Here is a 17918-nt window from a genome sequence, read left to right as displayed (position 1 = left end):
TGGCCGATGTGGCAGCGAGCGTGCAGGCATCGCCATATTGCCGAAGGTTCACCTCGCGAATATCTGAGATCCGGCAGGCTCGTTAATGTTCTCAAGGACTGCCGCCGCCCGATCCGTGGTTTAGGCTTTACTGTCGGCCATATCAGGCTTTCCCACCGAGGATTGCCACCTTCTCAAGGTTTTTCGGGCAACAGGTGCCGTTTTTCATGACGACAATGGGATGAGTGTGGTTTCCCGCTTTCGGCCACCCGAAATACGGGTCAATTCACGGCTTTACCTGCTCTGAGCTCGTAATCTTTTCTTCAATGAACGCAAATCCGGCATTCGAAGGCTTGCCAGAAACTTCACTGGTTGCGCGAAAGAGTTCCGGTTTGACGACATCCGGATCGCGGTTCGGATGTGCTCCACGAACAAACAAATCGATGCAGCGGCGTAAATGTCGCCGACGATCGTTCCGGTTTTCCCAATCGTGACTGGCTGGTCCCATACCGCCAAACAGCAGATCCATCAGCATGCGGGCGCCGCTCATCGTATCATCCAGGGCAAGTTTCCTGTCTGCGACCTGCCGGTCCAGCCAATCCGCCAACATGCGCCGGGATTGGTCTATGCCCTCGCGTCGCAGGATATCCGTCAGTTCCGGCACATGCGCCGATTCCTGAATGACGAAGGAGATGAAGGCTTCGCGTTCCTGTTCGGCTGCCTCATCGATGTCGATCATGAAGATCTCTTCGAGTACGTCTGCTGGCGGCCTGTCTTCGCCGACCGGTCGCGGTAGCGCCAGCATCATCTGCCGGTGCTCACCCACAACGGCAAGAAAAAGATCCGTCTTGCTGACAAAGACCCTGTAGATCGTCTGCTTGGAGATACGACAACGGGTTGCGACGATACCTGTTGTGGTGCCGCGATAACCCAGCTCGATGAAAGTCCGCCGCGCCTCATCGACAATCGTCTTGCGGCGTTCTTCGTCGCTTTGCATTTTCGGACGCCCTCTTGGGCGCTTCGTTTCCGGCGCGGATGCCATTTTTCCGTCCATGCCTTTCGTCCCGAGGATTGAAGTCTCCTGCTATGCCATATGCCCGCCGGCGCACAGAGTGTAGCGGTCCTGGATCAACTTATTGCAAGAATGCAGAACATGACGAGTGTGGGAGAAAAGAATGAGCGAGAACGCCGTGCCGTCGAAGGTGGCGAATGCCGCTCTGGGATCGCCATCGCGCGGCTGTCCGACCGAACCCGGATTGCAATAGGTTTTCTCGCCGAATTGATGCAGGACCTGCAGATGATTATGGCCCGACAGAAACAGCTTTCCCTCGATCCGATCGAAATAATCCGATGTTGGCTCCAGATACTCGTCGATCGGATCAGACCACCCCCCATGCACGCCATCCACATACATCTGGACCGGGAAGGTGCGAAGCCAGTTCAGATTGTCGGCAGTAATGATCCTGCGCAAATGCACTAGGCAGTCGTTCACGCTGCGGGAGCGGGCGCAAAACCCGCCACCGGCCATATACCAGTCGTGATTGCCCATCACCGTCGGGATGTTGCGGCGGCGCAATTCCCCACAGCATTCGTTGACCTGAGCGTAGTAGCCGACAACGTCGCCGGCGCAATAGATGCGAGAAATGCCCATCGCATCGATGCGGGCAAGCACGGCCTTCAGCGCTTCGTAATTGACGTGAATGTCAGAAATGAATGCTATCATCGTAAAAGACCAGATCATCCGTGTAGCGGATTGCCTTTCCGCCGCGGATGCGCGGTTGGGAAGGCGTCTTGTGAAAAAGAAAATCGTCCACCGCCATGACGCATTCATTGTAGCGGAAGGCGGTGCGCAATGAGGTTGAGGAAGAAATGCGCGGATTGATTTCCAGCAGTCTTACCGCATCCCCTTCCGTGCGGAACTGAAAGTTGGTCGGTCCGACGGGCCGGAGCAATCGGCAAAGTGCCTGCACGGTTTGCGAAAACGCATCCATGGCCACGACCTCCGCCATGCCTGTAAAGCCCTCGCTCGACAGGCTGCGGCGCATGGCCATGGCCGCATGGAAACCACCATCGCCATCTCCGAAAGCGGCAATCGTGAACTCTTCGTGGTCCGTGCCGACCAAACGCTGCGCCATCAAGGTTACCCCGATGTCCGCGCGGCACTCCTCGAACGCATCGGCCCGATCGCCCATACTCGGCGCTTCATTTATCTTTCAGACACCGGTGCAAGACACGAATTGCATGACGCCACGGATATCGTTCAGGCAAGGGCGCGTTTCAGCCGCCGTCCATCCATGCATCACTAAATCTGAAATATGAGCGGTGTTTTGGTGGGTGATGTAGGGCTCGAACCTACGACCCGCTGATTAAGAGTCAGCTGCTCTACCAACTGAGCTAATCACCCACGCTGCCATGCTTGCGGCAAGGGGCGTATAGCCCGGGCGCGGCTGCTTGTCCAGATGAGTTTGAAAATACTCACACGCGATGCGGATGACGGAAAATAGGATTGGTATCAGCCCTTTAATTCCCTCCCGCATGCCGGTCATATGTCCGGTTTCGGGCAGGATTTGCAGTATCCCAATTCCGGCGTGAAATACCTCAGACAACAAATTCGCCGCTGTCTTATGCGTTCATTGCCATTGTCGATATAACGGACGGGCTGAAAAAGCGGATTGGCGCGACCGGTGGCGTCGCGGCGGTCTGCCATGATCTCCATGCCCTCCTGCACCGCCGGATGATCGTTCCCGAGCATTGCGGATGCTCGTCCGACAACGGTTTCGAAGACGTTTCCGGCATTGCTCCACAACACCTTTGCGGGCAATGGCGTCGCCGCCGTCAACATTTCCACGACGGGCCGCAGATGACCTTCCACGAGAAAATCGAAGAGCCGCGGGGTTCCTCTCGATATGTCGCAACGGCCACCTGGCGAGGAAAACACGAACCCCGCGACAGCGCAGGTTGGCGACAGCTGAAGGCCCATCGTGTCCGTGCCGAGTGGCAGATGCCAGTTGCACAACATGGCCGGCAACAGGACCGCAGGCAGGAGGGTCGAAAAATAGGTTTTCGACCACTGCGTCGCCACCACCCTTGGATCCGGCGCCGACCATCGCCGCGAAAATATATCGAGTGTCTCGTGCAACTGCCCGCAGGTGAAGAAAGCGTCTATGGTTATGTTCGGCGCGGGGTTTACACTCAACGTTTCGCCGAGCGCGGCAAACGGGCCTTTGAATATATGGGCAAGTTCAGGGATCATCTGCTGCTGCGGCCCGCAGTGATGCCGTAGGCCACCGCACCGATGACGCTTGCCACGAGACCCGCCGGGATGTCCCATGGAAAGGCGATGGCCCTCCCGAGCCAGTCGGACACGATCATCAGGGTTGCGCCGGCAATCACGCAGCCAACGGTTTGCGCCAGAGGCTTGCGCAAACCGATCAACCGGACGAGATGTGGAACGAGGAGCCCGATAAAGGTTACAGGTCCGGTCATGACCGTGGCAATGCCGGTCAGGACAGCAACGAGAATGATCATGCCGAGGCGTGCGAGCCTGATTTCGAGGCCAAGGGAGGCGGCGACCGGTTCGCCGAGTGGCATCAGGCCCAGCCAGCGCTGTATCAGTGGCAGGACGGCCACAGATGTCGCGAGCAGGCAAAGCGCGACCAGCGCGTCGGCCTCGGTCACCGCATAGGTCGAGCCGGATAGCCAGCCGATCAGACGCGTTAGCCGGATATCGCCGAAATAGACCGCAGAGGAGAGAAGCGAGCCGCTGAGTGCTGTGATCGCCAAGCCGGTGAGCAGCAGCTTTTCAGGAGCATATTGCGAGCGCCGCGCCAAGCGCAGCGCGATGAGCAAGAAAAGCAAGGCGCCGACGGCGGCGACCATCATGGTCTGGCTGCGGCTGAGCGGCGGCAGGAAAAAGATCACCGGCAGCATGACCAGCGTCGCGCCGGACGAGACACCGATGAGTTCGGGGCTGGCGAGATGGTTGCCGGTCATGCGCTGCATCAGGCAGCCAGCCAGTGCGATCATGCCGCCGGCGGCCAGCGCTCCGGCCACGCGCGGCCAGCGCCATGGCAGCAGTCGCGGCAACTCGTTCACAGTCGCCCATGTAAAACCTTCCGGCATCCGGCCGACCGCGAGCGCGATCAGGATGGCGACGACGGACAGCGCCGTAAGGGCAATCAGGATTTTCCGGCCAGGAGCCAGCCTGTGTGGTACGTGAAGATCGAAACCGCGTGCGGTTCGCGGCTGCGTGCGCCCGGAATGCAGAAGATACAAAAGAAGTGGTGCGGCAAACAACGCCGTTACCGTGCCCGCGGGAATTGCCATGACCATCTCGGCCATTTGCATGGTCTGGTCTGTCAACAACAGTAGCGCGGCAGACAGAAGTGCCGAGAAAATCGCGCGGTCGGCAAACCGGCGTGCGCCGCATAACCGGGCGAGGGCGGCACCGGCCAGTCCGACAAAGGCAAGCAGGCCGACATGGGCGGTGACTGCGGCCGCGGCGATTGCCGCAAGCCCGATCGCTGCAATCCTTGCCATCATCGGCGAAAGGCCGAGGCTTCTGGCGGCGGCATCATCAAGATCAAGCAGCGACAATGGTTTGCGCAAAACGAAAACGATGATCACCGTGGCAACAAGGCATGCGCTCAACAGGCGTGCGACCTGCCAATTGTCCTGTACCAGCGATCCCGATTGCCACAAAAGCAGATCGGCAATCTCTTCGTAATGGGTGAGGATGAGCATCGAGGTGACGGCATCGCAGACAAGGCCGAGCACCAGCCCGTTCAAGATGAGAAAAAGCGGCGACAGTTTTCGGCGCAAAGACAGGCCGAGCAGGATAACAAGCCCGATGAGCGAGCCCGCCAGAACCGGCAGGACAAAACCACCCGCAAAGGCGGGAAGCCAGATTAGTGCAGCAGCCACGGTCAGGCGGCTCGTCGATAAAAGGCCGATCGTTCCGGGTTCGGCGAGAGGATTGCCAAGCCCCTGCTGCATGAGTGTGGTGGCCAAGCCGAGCAGCCCGCCGGCCGCCAATGCGACGATAAAGCGGGGCAAGACCCCATAAAAAAGCTGCACCGATGCGAGAGAGGCGTCCGGCGTGTCGAAAAGCGGCAGTGCTGCGGCAAGTCCGGCGTTGCGCAGGTGAACGGCAAACAATAGCGCCGCTGCCACCATCAGGCTCAAGGGCAGAAGCAGGCGACGCCGCGTAGACGCGAGAGATATGGTTTCAGCCATCGGCAAGCTTCGCCAGTTGTTTGCCGATCTGTGTGGCAAAACGGTCTGCCGAGCGCAGACCGCCGCTCGGATAGATCACCGGCATGCGCACGACACGGCCTTTGCGCACAGCGGGCAGGGCATGCCAAAGGGCGCTTTCCTCCAGCCGCGCCAAGGCGACATCGGTTTCCGCACCACGATCGAAATGAACGATGACGGCGTCGGGTTCGTCCGCCAGGCGCGACAGCGGCGCATTGGTCACGCCGGCGCCATTCACCCGGCCTTTGTAGGCGTTGCGCAGGTTCAGCCGGCCGGCCACATCTCCCAGCATGCCATTGCCACCGAACAATGCGATATTGCGGCCATCGCGGTTGAAACGACAGATATAGACCGGCCGGGAAAACCCACTCAGCTGCGTTCGCGCCGCATCGATAGCCGCCGCCGTCGCTGCAATGGCTGTAGCGGCCTCCGCCTGACGGCCCGTCAGTTCGGCCAGGTCGGATAGCAGGGTTTCGCAATGGTCGAGTGCGGGCGTCCGTCCGGCAAACACCCTGATCGGCAGCACCGGTGCGATACGTGTCAGGGGCATGAGGCCAGGGGCCTGCCAATCGGCGACCAGCACGCGTGTCGGTGCAAGCCGTTGCAGAAATTCCAGATTGGGTTCGTTGAGGGGCCCGAGATCCTCGACGCTGTCCGGCAGGGCAGGGCTGGCGACCAGCCGTCTGTACAGCGGTATGTTGGCGACAGCGATCGGGACCTCGCCCAATGTCAGCAACAGCTCGGTGATCAGCAGATCGAGGCTGACGAGGCGCTGCCGTGATGCCGGGAGAGAGGATTGTGCATGCGACCGTGGTTGCGACAGCATGGCAATGGGAGCGGCAAGGGCCGCTCCCAGCATATTGCGTCTGGTGATCCGCACTCGGATTACCACTTGTAGGAAAGGGTCGCCGAAACCGTCATGGGTTCGCCGAAACGGCAACCGTCGGACGAAACGCAGGTGTAATACTTGCGGTCGAACAGGTTGCGGGCATTGACCTTGAAGTCCAGACCATCGAGATCGGCATTGAGCTTGCCGAGATCGACACTGGCCATGGCATCGAACAGAACGTAGCTCGGGCCATTGATCACATTGTCCGTCAGGTTCGTCTTGCCGACATAACGCATGCCACCGCCGAACCGCACGCCTTCCAGTCCGAGGTCATCGAGACCGTAGTCAGCCCAGAGCGAGAAGCTGTGCCGCGGAACGAGTGCCACCTGCTGCCCGATCTCGGTCGCTTTTGCGCTCTGGAGAATTTCCGCATCGGTGAAGGTATAAGCTGCAACGAGGCCCAGATTGCCGATTTCGCCGCGTGCTTCCAGTTCGAGGCCGCGGGAATGGACCTCGCCAAATTGGGAAGCGACACCCGATGCGTTGTAGGAAACAACATTCTTCTGATTGAGGTCGTAAACGGCAGCGCTGAATTGAAGGTTGGTGCCGACCGGCTGGTAGCGGACACCGGCTTCGTATTGCAGGCCTTCATTGGGCTTGAGAGGGTTGCCTTTGTCATCTTCGCCGACCTGCGGCAGAAATGACTGGCTGACGCTGACATATGGCGCAAAGCCGTTATCGAAGAGATAGACAAGGCCGGCGCGTCCGGTGAAGGCATTGTCGCGCTGGGGAGTAATCTTGCCGGTCTGATAGCTCTTCGTGCTGCTGTCGGCCCAGTCGTGGCGGCCGCCAAGCAGCAGGATCCAGTGATCGTCGAACTTGATCTGGTCTTGAAAATAGATCCCGTATTGATCACCGATACTGTCGGAGCCGCGATCGACCGCATAGTTGACATTCGGGCCGCCGGTGTTGACGCCGGTGTTGAGGTTGAGCGTGCTGGCAGTGCCACGGTAACGGTGGCTATCGTAGGAGCGCCGGTAGAAATCGAGACCGGCCAGCAAGGTGTGCTCCGCCCCGAATGCATCGAACGTATATTCCAGCGAATTGTCGGAGGTGATGCCGTAGGAGGTTTCGGCACGCTCCGATGCCAGGCGTGTCATGACGCCGCCGGCGCTGATCGGCACCACGTTGGGCATCATGTAGTTCCACTGGATATCGGCATGGAAATAACGGGCAGAGTTGCGCAGCTTCAGGCCGTTATCGAACTCGTGCTCGAAAATGCCGCCGATCGTGTAGGTGTCGGACTGGTAGGTGTCGAAGTTGTCGATACCGGTAAATGTGTCTCGCGACAGCTTGCCGGAGGTGATGTCCGATAGAAAATAGGGCGGTGCAAAACCTGTATCGACATTCTGGTAGCTGCCGAGCAGCGTCAGAGAGGTCGTTTCCTCCGGTTTCCAGGTGAGCGCTGGCGCGATATAGGCTTTGTTGTCCTGCGTGTTGTCGACCCAGTTGTCCGCGTCGCGGTAAAGGCCGGTGAGACGGTAGGACAGAACCCCTTCGGCATCGATCGGGCCGCCAAAATCGGCTGAAATCTGCTTCCTGTCATAGCTGCCGTATTCGACATTGACCTCGTGCAGCGGCGTCGCCGTCGGGCGCTTGGAAATGGCGTTGACGATACCGCCCGGTGCGACCTGGCCGTAAAGGACGGAAGAGGCGCCGCGCAGAACCTCGACACGTTCCAGCCCGTAAGGCTCCTGGCCGCCGTCATAGACGCTCGACTGGAACTTCATGCCGTCCCGCAGCGTGCCGGTATTGCCGCTGGCGGTGTTGAAACCGCGGATCATGAAATCGTCGACCATGCGGCTGAAGCCGCCGGACTGAGTCGCGATGCCGGGCGTGTAAGCGAGTGTCTCGGACAGCGAGGTCGCACGCTGGTTGGCGATCTGATCCGCCGTCACAACGCTGATCGACTGCGGCGTTTCGATGATCGGCGTGTCGGTCTTCGCGCCGGAAGACGAACTGTCGGCACGATAGCCGTCAACGCGATCGAAGGCGCCGCCGGCACCCGCAACGACGATGGTATTGAGAACAGTCGATCCCGAACTGTCGTTGGAACCGGCTGCAGAATCCGCCGCAAGGATGGTGACGGCGCCGCTGCCGGTGAAGCTGTATCGCAGCCCGGAATTGGCGAGCAAAGTCGAAAGCGCCTGCTGTGGCGTCACTTGTCCCTTCACGGACGGTGCGGTGGCATTGGCTGCAATTGCCGTCCTGTAGGCGACCTGGATGCCAGACTGCTGTGAAAACTGGCGCAGTGCCCGCGATAGCGAGGTGGACTGGATGTCGAAGCTGACGGTCTGGCTCGTCTGCGCCATGGCCGGCGTGCTGATGCCGGCAGTTGTCATGGCTGCAACGGTGATCGCCACACCCGCCATCAGCGTCTGCAGCATCCTGGCCCCAACCGCCTGATGCTGTCTGCCGTTATTATAGTCCCTCATTCCGTCGCCCCTACGCACAGATCATCATTCCGACACCGGCTTTTTTGCCGCTTTCGAATTCTTGACGATTGACGGAAGGTTTCACCTAAACAGGTTTGCAGAAATTTTTCGATTTCAGGCAAGAATGATCGCGATGCCGGGAATACGGCGGACCGACAGCGCCTGCGTCTTGGCAAGCGACTGCAATGCCGCGAGAGGCTGGGCGGTGGAGAAGATGCCGCTGACGGCAAGATCGCGATCGATGCCGGGCCGCAAAATGACCGGTTCCGCAACATAACGGCCGATGTCGGAAATGGCGGCGGCAAAAGGTTTTCCTTCGAAGATGATCTTTCCCTGCCGCCAGGCAAGCAGCATTTCGAGATCGGCAGCACCGGGCTGGCCGGGATTGGCCCCGGACAGATATGTCGTTTGCTGGGATGACGCGAGATCGACATAGGGCCTTTGCGACAGGACGGTTTCATCCGGCGCAAGTGGACTGTAGACGGCGGCGTGCCCGGCAACGACGGCGACGGTCGTCAGATCGTCGGCATTGCCGATCGTCAGATGACCATCCGACATATCCGTGTTGCCGCCACCTGCGGCGACCCGGAATGGGCTGCCATCGGCGGCAGGTGGGATGCGAAACTCCGCTTCGCCGCGCAGGAGATGGACAAGACGCAAGCCCACCCGAAAATCGACCTTGATTGCTCCGCCGGTATTCACCGCGGCGATCGTGCCGTCCGGCAGTGGCAATTCGCGCTGGCTTCCGGCTGGCACGATAAAATCGGCCTGCCACCAGATCGAGACGCGCGGAGCAGCAACAAAGCCAGCGGACGCAGCGGCAATGGCTGCCCCGCCACCAAGCAAGGACCGGCGCGTCATCCCCGAACTCTGCTGTCGCGCGACATTGCCGGCCGGCTGCGCCAGACGGTCGAGCTGTTTCCAGAACCGCTTCTCGTGCTCGAACGCCGCGCGATGTTCGGGGCGACAGTCCCGCCAGAGCTTGAACTGTTCAAGCTCGCCAGCGCTCAGCGAGCCGGATGTCAGGCGCACGAGCCAGTCACGCGCATCGTGTGACGCGCGATTGTTGTCCGGTCGATCGTGGTCGGTATCGCTCATGCTCAGATATCGAAACGTTTTTTGAAAGGGTCTGAATATCGATGGTCTTATCACACGGGTAACAAAGGTCGATCCGCCGAAGCGATCTTATGCATCCATCTCGCCGCGCAAGACGGCCAGACGTTCTAAAACCCGCCTGATATGATAATAGACGGCCTCCTCCGTGATATTCTCGAGTTCCGCTATTCGCCTGTGGCTGAGGCCATCCATCCGGTTCATCAGGAATATCCGGCGGGAGCGTTCCGGCATGGCCTCAAGAGTTTCCGTGACGGCATCGAGGGTCTGCCGCGCCATGATGGCACGTTCCGGTGACCGGTCTTCCATCTCCTCGCTGAGGATATCCTGAACCTCGGCATCGATTTCCCGCCGACGTCTTTCCCGGCGCAGGTGGTCTATCGTCGTGTTGGAAACCGTTCGGTGAATGTAGCCGGCAAGATTCTCGATACGGTGTTCCGGCATCGCAGTCTGAACCTTGATCCAGGCATCCTGGATGAGATCTTCCGCCAGCGCCTGATCGATCCGGCGCTGACGCGCGGTGGCGATCAGCTGGGGTTTCAGATTAACAAAGGAATTCAGCAGTCGAGCGATTTTAGTCGTCATCGGGATCAAGCCGGCCATTTCCGTTGCTGGCGAAAGTCGCCAACGTGCGCATGAGATCGCTAAAGCATGGTCAAAGTCGGTGCTAGCCCGACGCCAATATTTAAATTGAGTGAATTTGTCTTCTTTTGTGGCCGTTGCAAACCTGCATCATCGAAGTGTTCGGATTTTTCAATGTCACCAAATGCGCTAGCGGACTTGCAAAAAGTTATGATTTACGGCCGGCAGCGAAATGAGAGATTGGCCCCGCGTATGCCATCGGGCAGGGCTGGAATGCTGTAGATGCCGGCCAGCCGATTGCGAAAGCAACGGTGACGAAACTCTGGTCACCGCCGCTCTCGATCGGGATCAGAACGGACTTGCGGACGCTCTTGCCGGCACCCGCAATATTCATGTCGAAAGAACAAACCCTGACCGCTTTCGCAAGGCCGTCGGCTGCGCGTCTCTATAACCTTCTCTTGACCCGCATCCCGTCATGGTGACTATCGCGCGAAACCTCGAAACGAGCGGGACCAATCATGAGCGAGCAGGAACGCCGTCTTTTCGTCAACGCGCGTATGGTTGCCGAACGGGCAGGCGTATCTCGTTCGGCCGTGTCACGGACTTTTACCGATGGCGCAAGCGTTTCGGACGAAACACGGAAAAAGGTGCTCGAAGCGGCGCGCACACTTGGCTACCACGTGAACCATCTGGCCCGCGGGCTGCGCGAGCGCAGCAATATCGTTTGCCTTGTGGTCGCCGACATCACTACGCCGATCCGCGCCAAGTTGGTCGATGAGTTGACCCGCAAGCTGCAGGCTGCTGGCAAGATCACCATGGTGATCAATAGCGAAACCGACACGGAAAGCGTGTCAGCAGCACTCGGCATGACACTCAACTACCGGGCCGATGCAACAGTGGTCCTGTCCGGTACGCCGTCTGCCTCCCTGATCGAGACATGCCTTGCCAATGGCCAGCAGGTTGTGCTGATCAATCGCGATGATCGGCTGTCCGGCGGTCACAATCTCGGTGTGGATAATGCGATGGCCGGGCGTGAGGCGTTTTTTCTACTGCAACGGGCCGGCTGCAAGCGCCTTGGCATCGTGACCTCGACTGCTCGTACCGCAAGCCTGATCGAGCGCGAGCGCGTTTTTGTCGAAGCGGCGCAAGAGGCCGGCATTCCGGTGTCGGTCACGGCGGCGGGGCCGACCAGCTATGGTTCCGGGCTGGAGGCGGCGCGGCGCCTGTTCGGCCGGTCGCAAGCGCCCGACGGGGTGTTCTGCGTCACGGATCTCCTCGCCCTTGGCTTCATGGATGGCGCCAGAGACGAGTTCCGCCTCGATATTCCGGGTGATCTTTGCGTCATCGGCTTTGACGATATCGCCGAGGCGGACTGGCGCTCTTATCGTCTGACCACCTTCTCTCAGCCGCTGGCAGAGATGGCTGAACATGTGGTTGCACTGATCGCCAACCCGGCACTTGCGGGAGAGGGAAGGCGCGTTTTCGAACCAATGCCGGTGTGGCGGAATTCCGTAAGACCTGCAGGGCGATAACGGCTATCGCGCATAAGGGAGCGTCGCTGTGCATTGCCTTGCACACGTGCCCATTCTCTTTCTTGTCATGAAAGCGTTACGTACCGATACTAGAAACACCGCCAACCCTGCAGATGAATGCACACGTGTGTATCGCCAGGGCTGGCGTCGACCCTTCGTCTTTTCGCGATCGGGTCCGCGCTTCAGCCAATTCAACGCGCCGACCGAATCGGAGACAAAGATGAAACGCCGTACTTTTATGATGTCCGCTGCCGGCGCCGCCGCCGGTCTCGCGCTTGCGCCCCGCATGAGCTTTGCAGCCAAGGGCACGATCGACTGGTACACCAGCTCGGATACCAACATTCTCGATTTCTGGACCAATACGGTCAAGCCGGCCTTTGAGGCAGCACATGCCGGCCTGAAGCTTAATCTCGTGGACGCAGGCGATGGTGCCGGCATCATCGCCATCGGTGAGCGCGCCATTGCAGCAAAGCAGACCAAGGCTGATCCGCAGGCAGATTATTTCGAATCCGCCGATGCCCTGCTGCCGGCCGGCGCCATCAAGGCCGGCGTTTACACCAATATCAAGGCCGCCGGCCTTTCCAACTATTCCAAGGTCAACCCGCTTGCCATCGAAAGCGAGTACAGCCTGCCTTATCGTGGTTCGCAGGTGCTGCTCGCTTATGACACGACCAAGCTGAAGCCGGCCGATGCGCCAAAAACCTGGGACGCGCTCGTCACCTGGATCAAGGCCAATCCGGGCCAGTTCGTCTATAACCGTCCCGACAAGGGCGGTTCCGGCGGCAATTTCGTGCGTCGTGCCATTCATCAGGCGAACGGCCTCGATCCGAAGGCCTTCAAGGTCGACAACTACACCCAGGAATTCGGTGATGAAGCGCTCGGCAAGGCCTGGAAGCTTCTGGCCGATATCGCCCCGCATCTCTATGACAAGGGCGCCTATTCCTCCGGAAACACCCAGTCACTGCAGCTTCTCTCCCAGGGCGTCGTCACCATGATCCCGGTCTGGTCCGACCAGGTTCTGCAGGCGATCGAGCAGGGCGTTCTACCGGCTGAAACCGGTCTGGTGCAGCTGCAGGATCTGGCGCTTTGCGGCGGCTTCACCCGTTCCGTCGTCATCGAGAACGGTGCCAACCGCGAAGCTTCGCTGAAACTGGCGGACTTCATGCTTTCGGAAGAAATGCAGAGCGCCATCCTCACCGAACTCGGCGGCTTCCCGGGCGTTTCCTGGGACCATGTTTCGGAAGATCTGCGCAAGAAGTTCGCCGACATCATCCCGAAGTCGATCCCGACCTTCCCGGGCGGCAAGTGGGAAGCGGCCATCAACGACGGCTGGTATCGCCACGTGGCTCCGAACGTCGATCGCAAAGCGTGAGCGAATTCGTCGAAAGATCGGTTTCAGCGCCCGCTGAAACCGCAGCAAGCAGGAGGCCGATCGGCCTCCTGCTTGTCGCCCTGCCTGTTTTTCTGGTGATCTGGCTGGTTATCTGGCCGGCGATCAACGCAATCAGCCGCACGATCTGGCGCACGGACACCGACGGCAATTCCAGCTTCGATCTGTCGAGCTACGCATTCTTCTTTTCGGATCGTTACAGCCTCGACAATCTTGCCGTGACGCTCTGGACGACGCTGATCTGCGCGGTGCTGCTTCTGGTCATCTGCCTGCCGATCGCGCTGTACCTGCGTTTTGCTCATGGCCGTCTGCCGGCCTATGTTCAGGCGCTCGCCATTCTGCCGATGTTCGTGCCGTCCATCATTCTGGCCTTCGCCTTCATTCGCGTGCTCGGTCCGAACGGTATGGTCGATATCCTGCTGAATGCCGTGGGGCTGCCAAAAATCCGCACGCCCTATCTCACCCCCTGGGGGCCGGTGATCGGTCTCGTCTGGGACAATATCCCGCTGACCGTTTTGATCCTGCTTTCGGGTCTCGGCAGTGTCGCCAACCAGTCCATCGAGGCTGCGCGCGATGTCGGCGCCAACGCGTTTCGCGTTTTCTGGCACATCATCCTGCCGCGCATTTCCAATTCCATCCTCGTGGCGCTTTCCTTTTCGGTGCTCGGTATCTTTTCTTCCTTCACGCTTCCCTACCTGCTCGGACCGGCTTCGCCGGAAATGCTCGGCCCCTTCATGCAGCGCACGCTACGCGATCTTCAGGATCCTATCGGTGCCATGACCCAGGCCGTCGTCGCCTTCGGCTTCTGCATCCTGTTCGGGCTCTTTTATGTGCGTTCGGTCGCCAGAAGCCGGGGGAAATGACATGACTTCGCTTCCCCTCAAACGCGCGCGCCTCGACTGGTCGGGCATTGCCTTCGCAATCGTTCTGACACTCCTTATCGTCGGGCCGCTCGTTGTTGTCGCCACATGGGCCTTTACCGAGGTCTGGCGTTATCCCAACATCATTCCGCAGAAATTCGGCTTTCGTTTCTGGGGGCAGACGCTCGGGCGACCGGATGTCTGGAACGCGCTGATGCTGAGCCTGAAACTGTCTACAGTGGTGACGCTTCTGTCGGCACTGATATGCCTTCCGGCAGCCTACGCCTTCGCGCGCATGAAATTTCCGGGTCGGGATATCCTATTCTTCTCCTTCCTGGCCGGCCACGCCTTTCCGAAATTTGGCCTGCTGGTGGCGATTGCCGCGATCTTCCTGCAGCTCAATCTCATCGGAACCTTCTGGGGCGTCGTGCTGATCCAGCTCGTCGGTACGCTGATGTTCATGATCTGGATTCCGGTCGCAGCCTTTCAGGCGGTCGATCGCCGCATGGAAGAGGCGGCACGCGATGTCGGCGCCAGCCCTTTGCGGGTCTTCTGGTCAATCACCCTGCCGCAGGCGGGGCCGACGATTTTCGCCGCCGTCCTGCTGAGCTTTGTCGGCACCTTTTATGAAACCGAAGGCGCGTGGCTGATCGGAGCGCCCGGCATCCGAACCATGCCGGTGCTGATGATCAGCTACATCAACAACCAGATGGTCATCCAGTACGGTGCCGTTCTCTCTGTCCTTCTCTGGGTGCCCTCGTTCATCGCCCTCATGTTCGCACGCCGTGTCATCGGTGGCGGCGCATTTGCCCGCGGTTTCGGCGGTTAGGAATTATCATGTCCGTTCTTCATATCTCCGAGGTCACCAAGACCTTTTCCGGCGGCACCCACGCCGTAAACAGCTTCTCTCTCGATATCGCCGATGGCGAACTCGTCTGCCTTCTCGGCCCTTCCGGTTCCGGCAAGTCCACGCTTTTGCGCATGGTCGGCGGCTTTGAACAGCCGACCAGCGGCCGCATCACCATCGATGGCGAAGACGTCACGCATCTGCCGCCGGAGCGCCGGCCGACCGGCATGGTGTTCCAGAGCCACGCGCTCTGGACCCATATGAACGTCTTCAAGAACCTCGCCTTCGGCCTGAAACTGCGCCGCATGCCGGCGGCAGAGATCAAGGAAAAGGTCGAGGCCGTGCTCGAACTCGTCGGTCTCGCCGGTTATGGTGACCGCATGACCACGCAGCTTTCCGGCGGCCAGCAGCAGCGCGTGGCGCTCGCCCGTTCGCTGGTGCTGGAGCCAAAGATCCTGCTGCTCGACGAACCCTTTGCCAGCCTCGACCAGCACTTGCGTGAGCGCCTGCGCGAAGAGGTGCGCGATATCCAGCAGCGTCTCGGCATCACCACCCTGTTCGTGACGCATGGTCAGGACGAGGCGCTTTCGATGGCAGACCGCATCGTCGTGATGGCCAACGGCAAGACCGAGCAGATCGGCCGCCCCGATGTCGTGTATCGCGATCCGAAGACACCTTTCGTCGCCGGCTTCATCGGCACGATGAATCTGATCGAAGGCGAGGTGCAAAACGGCCAATTCGTGCGTTCGGATTTCACCTTCGCGCTGCCCATCATCGACGGACCGGCAACCCTTGCCATTCGGCCTGAAGCGCTCGAACTGACGGTCTCGGATACCCCGAAAGCACAGGTGCACCGCGTCACCGATTACGGCTCGCATGGGCTTGTCGATCTTGATCTCGCCGATGGCACCAGGCTGAAATCGATGGTAGCCCATCCGGATCTGTTTCGGGCAGGGCAGGGCGTCGATCTTCTGCCAAAAGCCGTGGCCGCCTATCGTGACAACCAGCAGATATTCCGGAGCGGAATGTGAGTGCACCCATCCATGTCGATCGCGACGGCCATCGTACCGCCATCAAGTGGCATCGCGGCCGTCGGCGTGTCACCGATCCGGTTTTTACCGGAGAGCTTATTCTCGAAGCGATGCGCCTCGGCGCAAGTGTCGAAGTCGATCTGGTTGTCCATGGCGATGACGGCTTTGCGGTTCTGCATGACCTGACGCTGGAACGGGAAACCACCGGTGGCGGCAAAGTGCGCGAGACGTCTGCCGCCGCATTGCGCGATCTTCATCTGCGCGGCAATGACGGCAACCCCATCGCCGACCGGGTACTGTTGCTGGAAGATCTCTGCGCCCTTCTCGTTGGGCAAGGCGTGCATCCCGATGCTCTGCTGCAGCTAGATTACAAGGAAGATCTTTCGGCGCTCACTCCGCAGGTAATTACCAATTTCGGGAAGCGTGCCACTTCGATCGCCGGTTCATTGATCCTGTCGGGCGGCGATTTCAGTGCCATCGATGCTTTGGCGAAGGCTGCTCCCGGCATCGCGACGGGTTATGATCCTTGTTACGGAGAAAGCCTGGCGAGACTGAACGCGACGGGCGACTATCGTACCTTCATCGAACAGGCGCTCGTTACGGCACCAAATGCTGCGATGATCTATCTGGATTACCGTATCGTTCTTGCGGCTGATGACGCCGGCATCGACATCATCGCACCCGTCCACGCCGCCGGCCGCCGGGTCGATGCCTGGACGATCAATCACATTACTCCCGAAAGCATTCTCCAGATCGAGCGCCTTCTGGCGCTCAAGGTCGACCAGATCACCACAGATGACCCGGAAGGGTTAGCCAGGGCATTCAGTTCATGACAGTCAACTACAGCAGCATCCTCGACCACATGGTGGCCACCGCCCGTGAGGCCGGCGCCCTGACACTCGAGCATTTTGCACGGTTTCGCGATATCGAGATCGGCATCAAGGGGCCGGGCGATTTCGTGTCCGACGCGGACAAGGATTCCGAGACGCTGATCCGCGACCGCCTGCTGAGCCAGTATCCGTGGGGGTTGACCGGTGAGGAATTCGCCCCCGTCGAAGGCGCCGACGATGAGCATCGCTGGCTGGTGGATCCGATCGATGGCACCACCAATTTCATCTACGGCCAGCATTACACCATCACCATCTCGCTGCGTCGCGGCAATGAAACGATGTGCGGGCTGGTCTACAATCCCGTATCCGACGAGATGTTCACCGCTATCAAGGGCGAGGGCGCTTATCTCAATGGCACACGCCTGAACGTCAGCGCATCGACTGATGTCGCGCTGATGTGCGTCGGCACGGGCCTCCCCACGCCGAACCTGTCACTGCATACGGGCGCCTATCAGCGCCTCGATGCCATCCGCGCGCCCATCGGCGCTGTGCGCATTGTCGGCAGTGCCGCCAATTCCTGTGCCTATGTCGCCTGCGGAAGGCTCACCGGCTATTACGAAGAAACCGGCTTTATCGATACGGCGGCCGGCATTCTTCTCGTGCAGGAAGCGGGCGGCATCGTGACTGACTGGTGGGGCCGCGGGCCGGAAGTTTATGAAAAAACCGGTACGCTGATCGTGGCAAACCCCGCGACACACGCCTACCTGATGGAACATCTGCGCAGCGCGCCACCCAAAAATGCAGGTTAAAACACTTCGGGTTGTTCATCGTTAAACGGAACTGCTCTAACAGAACATCCGGCGAAACGGCATGACAGCCGCACCCATTGCGGCGGCGTCGCTCGTTATCTCCGAAATATTAAGATCAGGCCCGCCACATTGAAGATCCTAGGACGCTCGATCAGCATGGATGCCAGCGCGGTGGGAACCAGTATTGAACATGCGATAAGGATTTAATTGTTCCATAATATATATTATCAATTTTGTATCTGTAGCCGCAAAGTTAGAATGTCCTATTTTAGCAAAGTTAGAGTGTCACACCCCCGCGTTTGATAACGCGGAGACGAGCAGATGGGATTGATAGCGATGAGCGAGCGGGATCTGCAGCGGATCGAAGT

At 59.6% G+C, this 17918-nt stretch carries 15 protein-coding genes, 1 tRNA gene and 1 pseudogene; 7 read left to right on the top strand and 10 right to left on the bottom strand.

Translation table 11 applies throughout. The features are described from left to right. Positions 1-403: 403 nt before the first annotated feature. The 10 genes and pseudogenes from AAIH70_RS26440 to AAIH70_RS26395 form a co-directional block, all read right to left on the bottom strand. Positions 404-1033, bottom strand: a pseudogene (locus AAIH70_RS26440) (TetR/AcrR family transcriptional regulator); the annotation flags it as partial. 30 nt (positions 1034-1063) lie between these two features. Continuing rightward, complete coding sequence (locus AAIH70_RS26435; RefSeq protein ID WP_245519365.1) at positions 1064-1651, bottom strand: metallophosphoesterase family protein; 588 nt, start codon at positions 1649-1651, stop codon at positions 1064-1066. Positions 1652-1682: 31 nt separating this feature from the next. Continuing rightward, positions 1683-2171, bottom strand: coding sequence for an ATP-grasp domain-containing protein (locus tag AAIH70_RS26430; protein ID WP_132279857.1), 489 nt, complete (start codon positions 2169-2171; stop codon positions 1683-1685). A 136-nt stretch (positions 2172-2307) separates the two neighbouring features. Further along, a tRNA-Lys gene (locus tag AAIH70_RS26425) sits at positions 2308-2383 on the bottom strand. 138 nt (positions 2384-2521) lie between these two features. Continuing rightward, positions 2522-3232, bottom strand: a complete 711-nt coding sequence (gene fhuF, locus AAIH70_RS26420) for a siderophore-iron reductase FhuF (RefSeq protein ID WP_165932138.1) — start codon at positions 3230-3232, stop codon at positions 2522-2524. Next, positions 3229-5214, bottom strand: coding sequence for a Fe(3+)-hydroxamate ABC transporter permease FhuB (fhuB, locus tag AAIH70_RS26415; RefSeq protein ID WP_132279851.1), 1986 nt, complete (start codon positions 5212-5214; stop codon positions 3229-3231). Before fhuB ends, fhuF begins: the two co-directional genes overlap by 4 nt. Continuing rightward, entirely contained in the window at positions 5207-6112 is a 906-nt protein-coding gene (locus AAIH70_RS26410; protein ID WP_132279848.1) for an ABC transporter substrate-binding protein, read from the bottom strand. Before AAIH70_RS26410 ends, fhuB begins: the two co-directional genes overlap by 8 nt. Before the next feature lie 5 nt (positions 6113-6117). Then, a complete protein-coding gene (locus AAIH70_RS26405; RefSeq protein WP_132279845.1) occupies positions 6118-8556 on the bottom strand; it encodes a TonB-dependent siderophore receptor in 2439 nt (812 codons plus the stop codon). A 114-nt stretch (positions 8557-8670) separates the two neighbouring features. After that, complete coding sequence (locus AAIH70_RS26400; RefSeq protein ID WP_132279842.1) at positions 8671-9654, bottom strand: FecR family protein; 984 nt, start codon at positions 9652-9654, stop codon at positions 8671-8673. 87 nt (positions 9655-9741) lie between these two features. Beyond that, positions 9742-10254, bottom strand: coding sequence for an RNA polymerase sigma factor (locus AAIH70_RS26395; RefSeq protein WP_165932137.1), 513 nt, complete (start codon positions 10252-10254; stop codon positions 9742-9744). Between the two features lie 515 nt (positions 10255-10769). Between AAIH70_RS26395 and AAIH70_RS26390 the strand changes: the two genes are divergently transcribed. From AAIH70_RS26390 to AAIH70_RS26360, 7 genes are all read left to right on the top strand, one after another. Continuing rightward, on the top strand, positions 10770-11783 hold the full coding sequence (locus AAIH70_RS26390; RefSeq protein ID WP_132279836.1) for a LacI family DNA-binding transcriptional regulator: 1014 nt from the start codon (positions 10770-10772) through the stop codon (positions 11781-11783). Between the two features lie 220 nt (positions 11784-12003). Beyond that, positions 12004-13155: an extracellular solute-binding protein gene (locus AAIH70_RS26385; RefSeq protein ID WP_132279833.1), complete on the top strand. Its 1152-nt coding sequence runs from the start codon at positions 12004-12006 to the stop codon at positions 13153-13155. 59 nt (positions 13156-13214) lie between these two features. Further along, complete coding sequence (locus AAIH70_RS26380; RefSeq protein ID WP_245519374.1) at positions 13215-14036, top strand: ABC transporter permease; 822 nt, start codon at positions 13215-13217, stop codon at positions 14034-14036. 1 nt (position 14037) lies between these two features. Beyond that, positions 14038-14862, top strand: a complete 825-nt coding sequence (locus tag AAIH70_RS26375; RefSeq protein WP_132279827.1) for an ABC transporter permease — start codon at positions 14038-14040, stop codon at positions 14860-14862. Between the two features lie 8 nt (positions 14863-14870). Then, positions 14871-15911 carry an ABC transporter ATP-binding protein gene (locus AAIH70_RS26370; RefSeq protein ID WP_132279824.1) on the top strand — a complete coding sequence of 347 codons (1041 nt, stop codon included), beginning with the start codon at positions 14871-14873 and terminating at the stop codon, positions 15909-15911. Beyond that, on the top strand, positions 15908-16744 hold the full coding sequence (locus AAIH70_RS26365; protein ID WP_132279821.1) for a glycerophosphodiester phosphodiesterase: 837 nt from the start codon (positions 15908-15910) through the stop codon (positions 16742-16744). The genes AAIH70_RS26370 and AAIH70_RS26365 overlap by 4 nt, the downstream gene beginning before the upstream one ends. Continuing rightward, a complete protein-coding gene (locus AAIH70_RS26360) occupies positions 16741-17550 on the top strand; it encodes an inositol monophosphatase family protein (protein WP_132279818.1) in 810 nt (269 codons plus the stop codon). The genes AAIH70_RS26365 and AAIH70_RS26360 overlap by 4 nt, the downstream gene beginning before the upstream one ends. Positions 17551-17918 lie beyond the last annotated feature (368 nt).

The organism is Neorhizobium sp. BT27B, assembly GCF_050455485.1.
In the GTDB taxonomy this organism is placed as follows: domain Bacteria; phylum Pseudomonadota; class Alphaproteobacteria; order Rhizobiales; family Rhizobiaceae; genus Neorhizobium.
The sequence above is the reverse complement of the archived record's forward strand: the minus strand, read 5'-3'. Positions and strand labels throughout refer to the sequence as shown.

Coding starts and splice junctions, on each gene's coding strand:
- AAIH70_RS26370 (WP_132279824.1), top strand. CDS start 14,871: ATGTCCGTTCTTCATATCTCCGAGGTCACCAAGACCTTTTCCGGCGGC.
- AAIH70_RS26430 (WP_132279857.1), bottom strand. CDS start 2,171: ATGGGCGATCGGGCCGATGCGTTCGAGGAGTGCCGCGCGGACATCGGG.
- AAIH70_RS26400 (WP_132279842.1), bottom strand. CDS start 9,654: ATGAGCGATACCGACCACGATCGACCGGACAACAATCGCGCGTCACAC.
- AAIH70_RS26390 (WP_132279836.1), top strand. CDS start 10,770: ATGAGCGAGCAGGAACGCCGTCTTTTCGTCAACGCGCGTATGGTTGCC.
- AAIH70_RS26395 (WP_165932137.1), bottom strand. CDS start 10,254: ATGACGACTAAAATCGCTCGACTGCTGAATTCCTTTGTTAATCTGAAA.
- fhuF (WP_165932138.1), bottom strand. CDS start 3,232: ATGATCCCTGAACTTGCCCATATATTCAAAGGCCCGTTTGCCGCGCTC.
- AAIH70_RS26375 (WP_132279827.1), top strand. CDS start 14,038: ATGACTTCGCTTCCCCTCAAACGCGCGCGCCTCGACTGGTCGGGCATT.
- AAIH70_RS26385 (WP_132279833.1), top strand. CDS start 12,004: ATGAAACGCCGTACTTTTATGATGTCCGCTGCCGGCGCCGCCGCCGGT.
- AAIH70_RS26405 (WP_132279845.1), bottom strand. CDS start 8,556: ATGAGGGACTATAATAACGGCAGACAGCATCAGGCGGTTGGGGCCAGG.
- AAIH70_RS26360 (WP_132279818.1), top strand. CDS start 16,741: ATGACAGTCAACTACAGCAGCATCCTCGACCACATGGTGGCCACCGCC.
- fhuB (WP_132279851.1), bottom strand. CDS start 5,214: ATGGCTGAAACCATATCTCTCGCGTCTACGCGGCGTCGCCTGCTTCTG.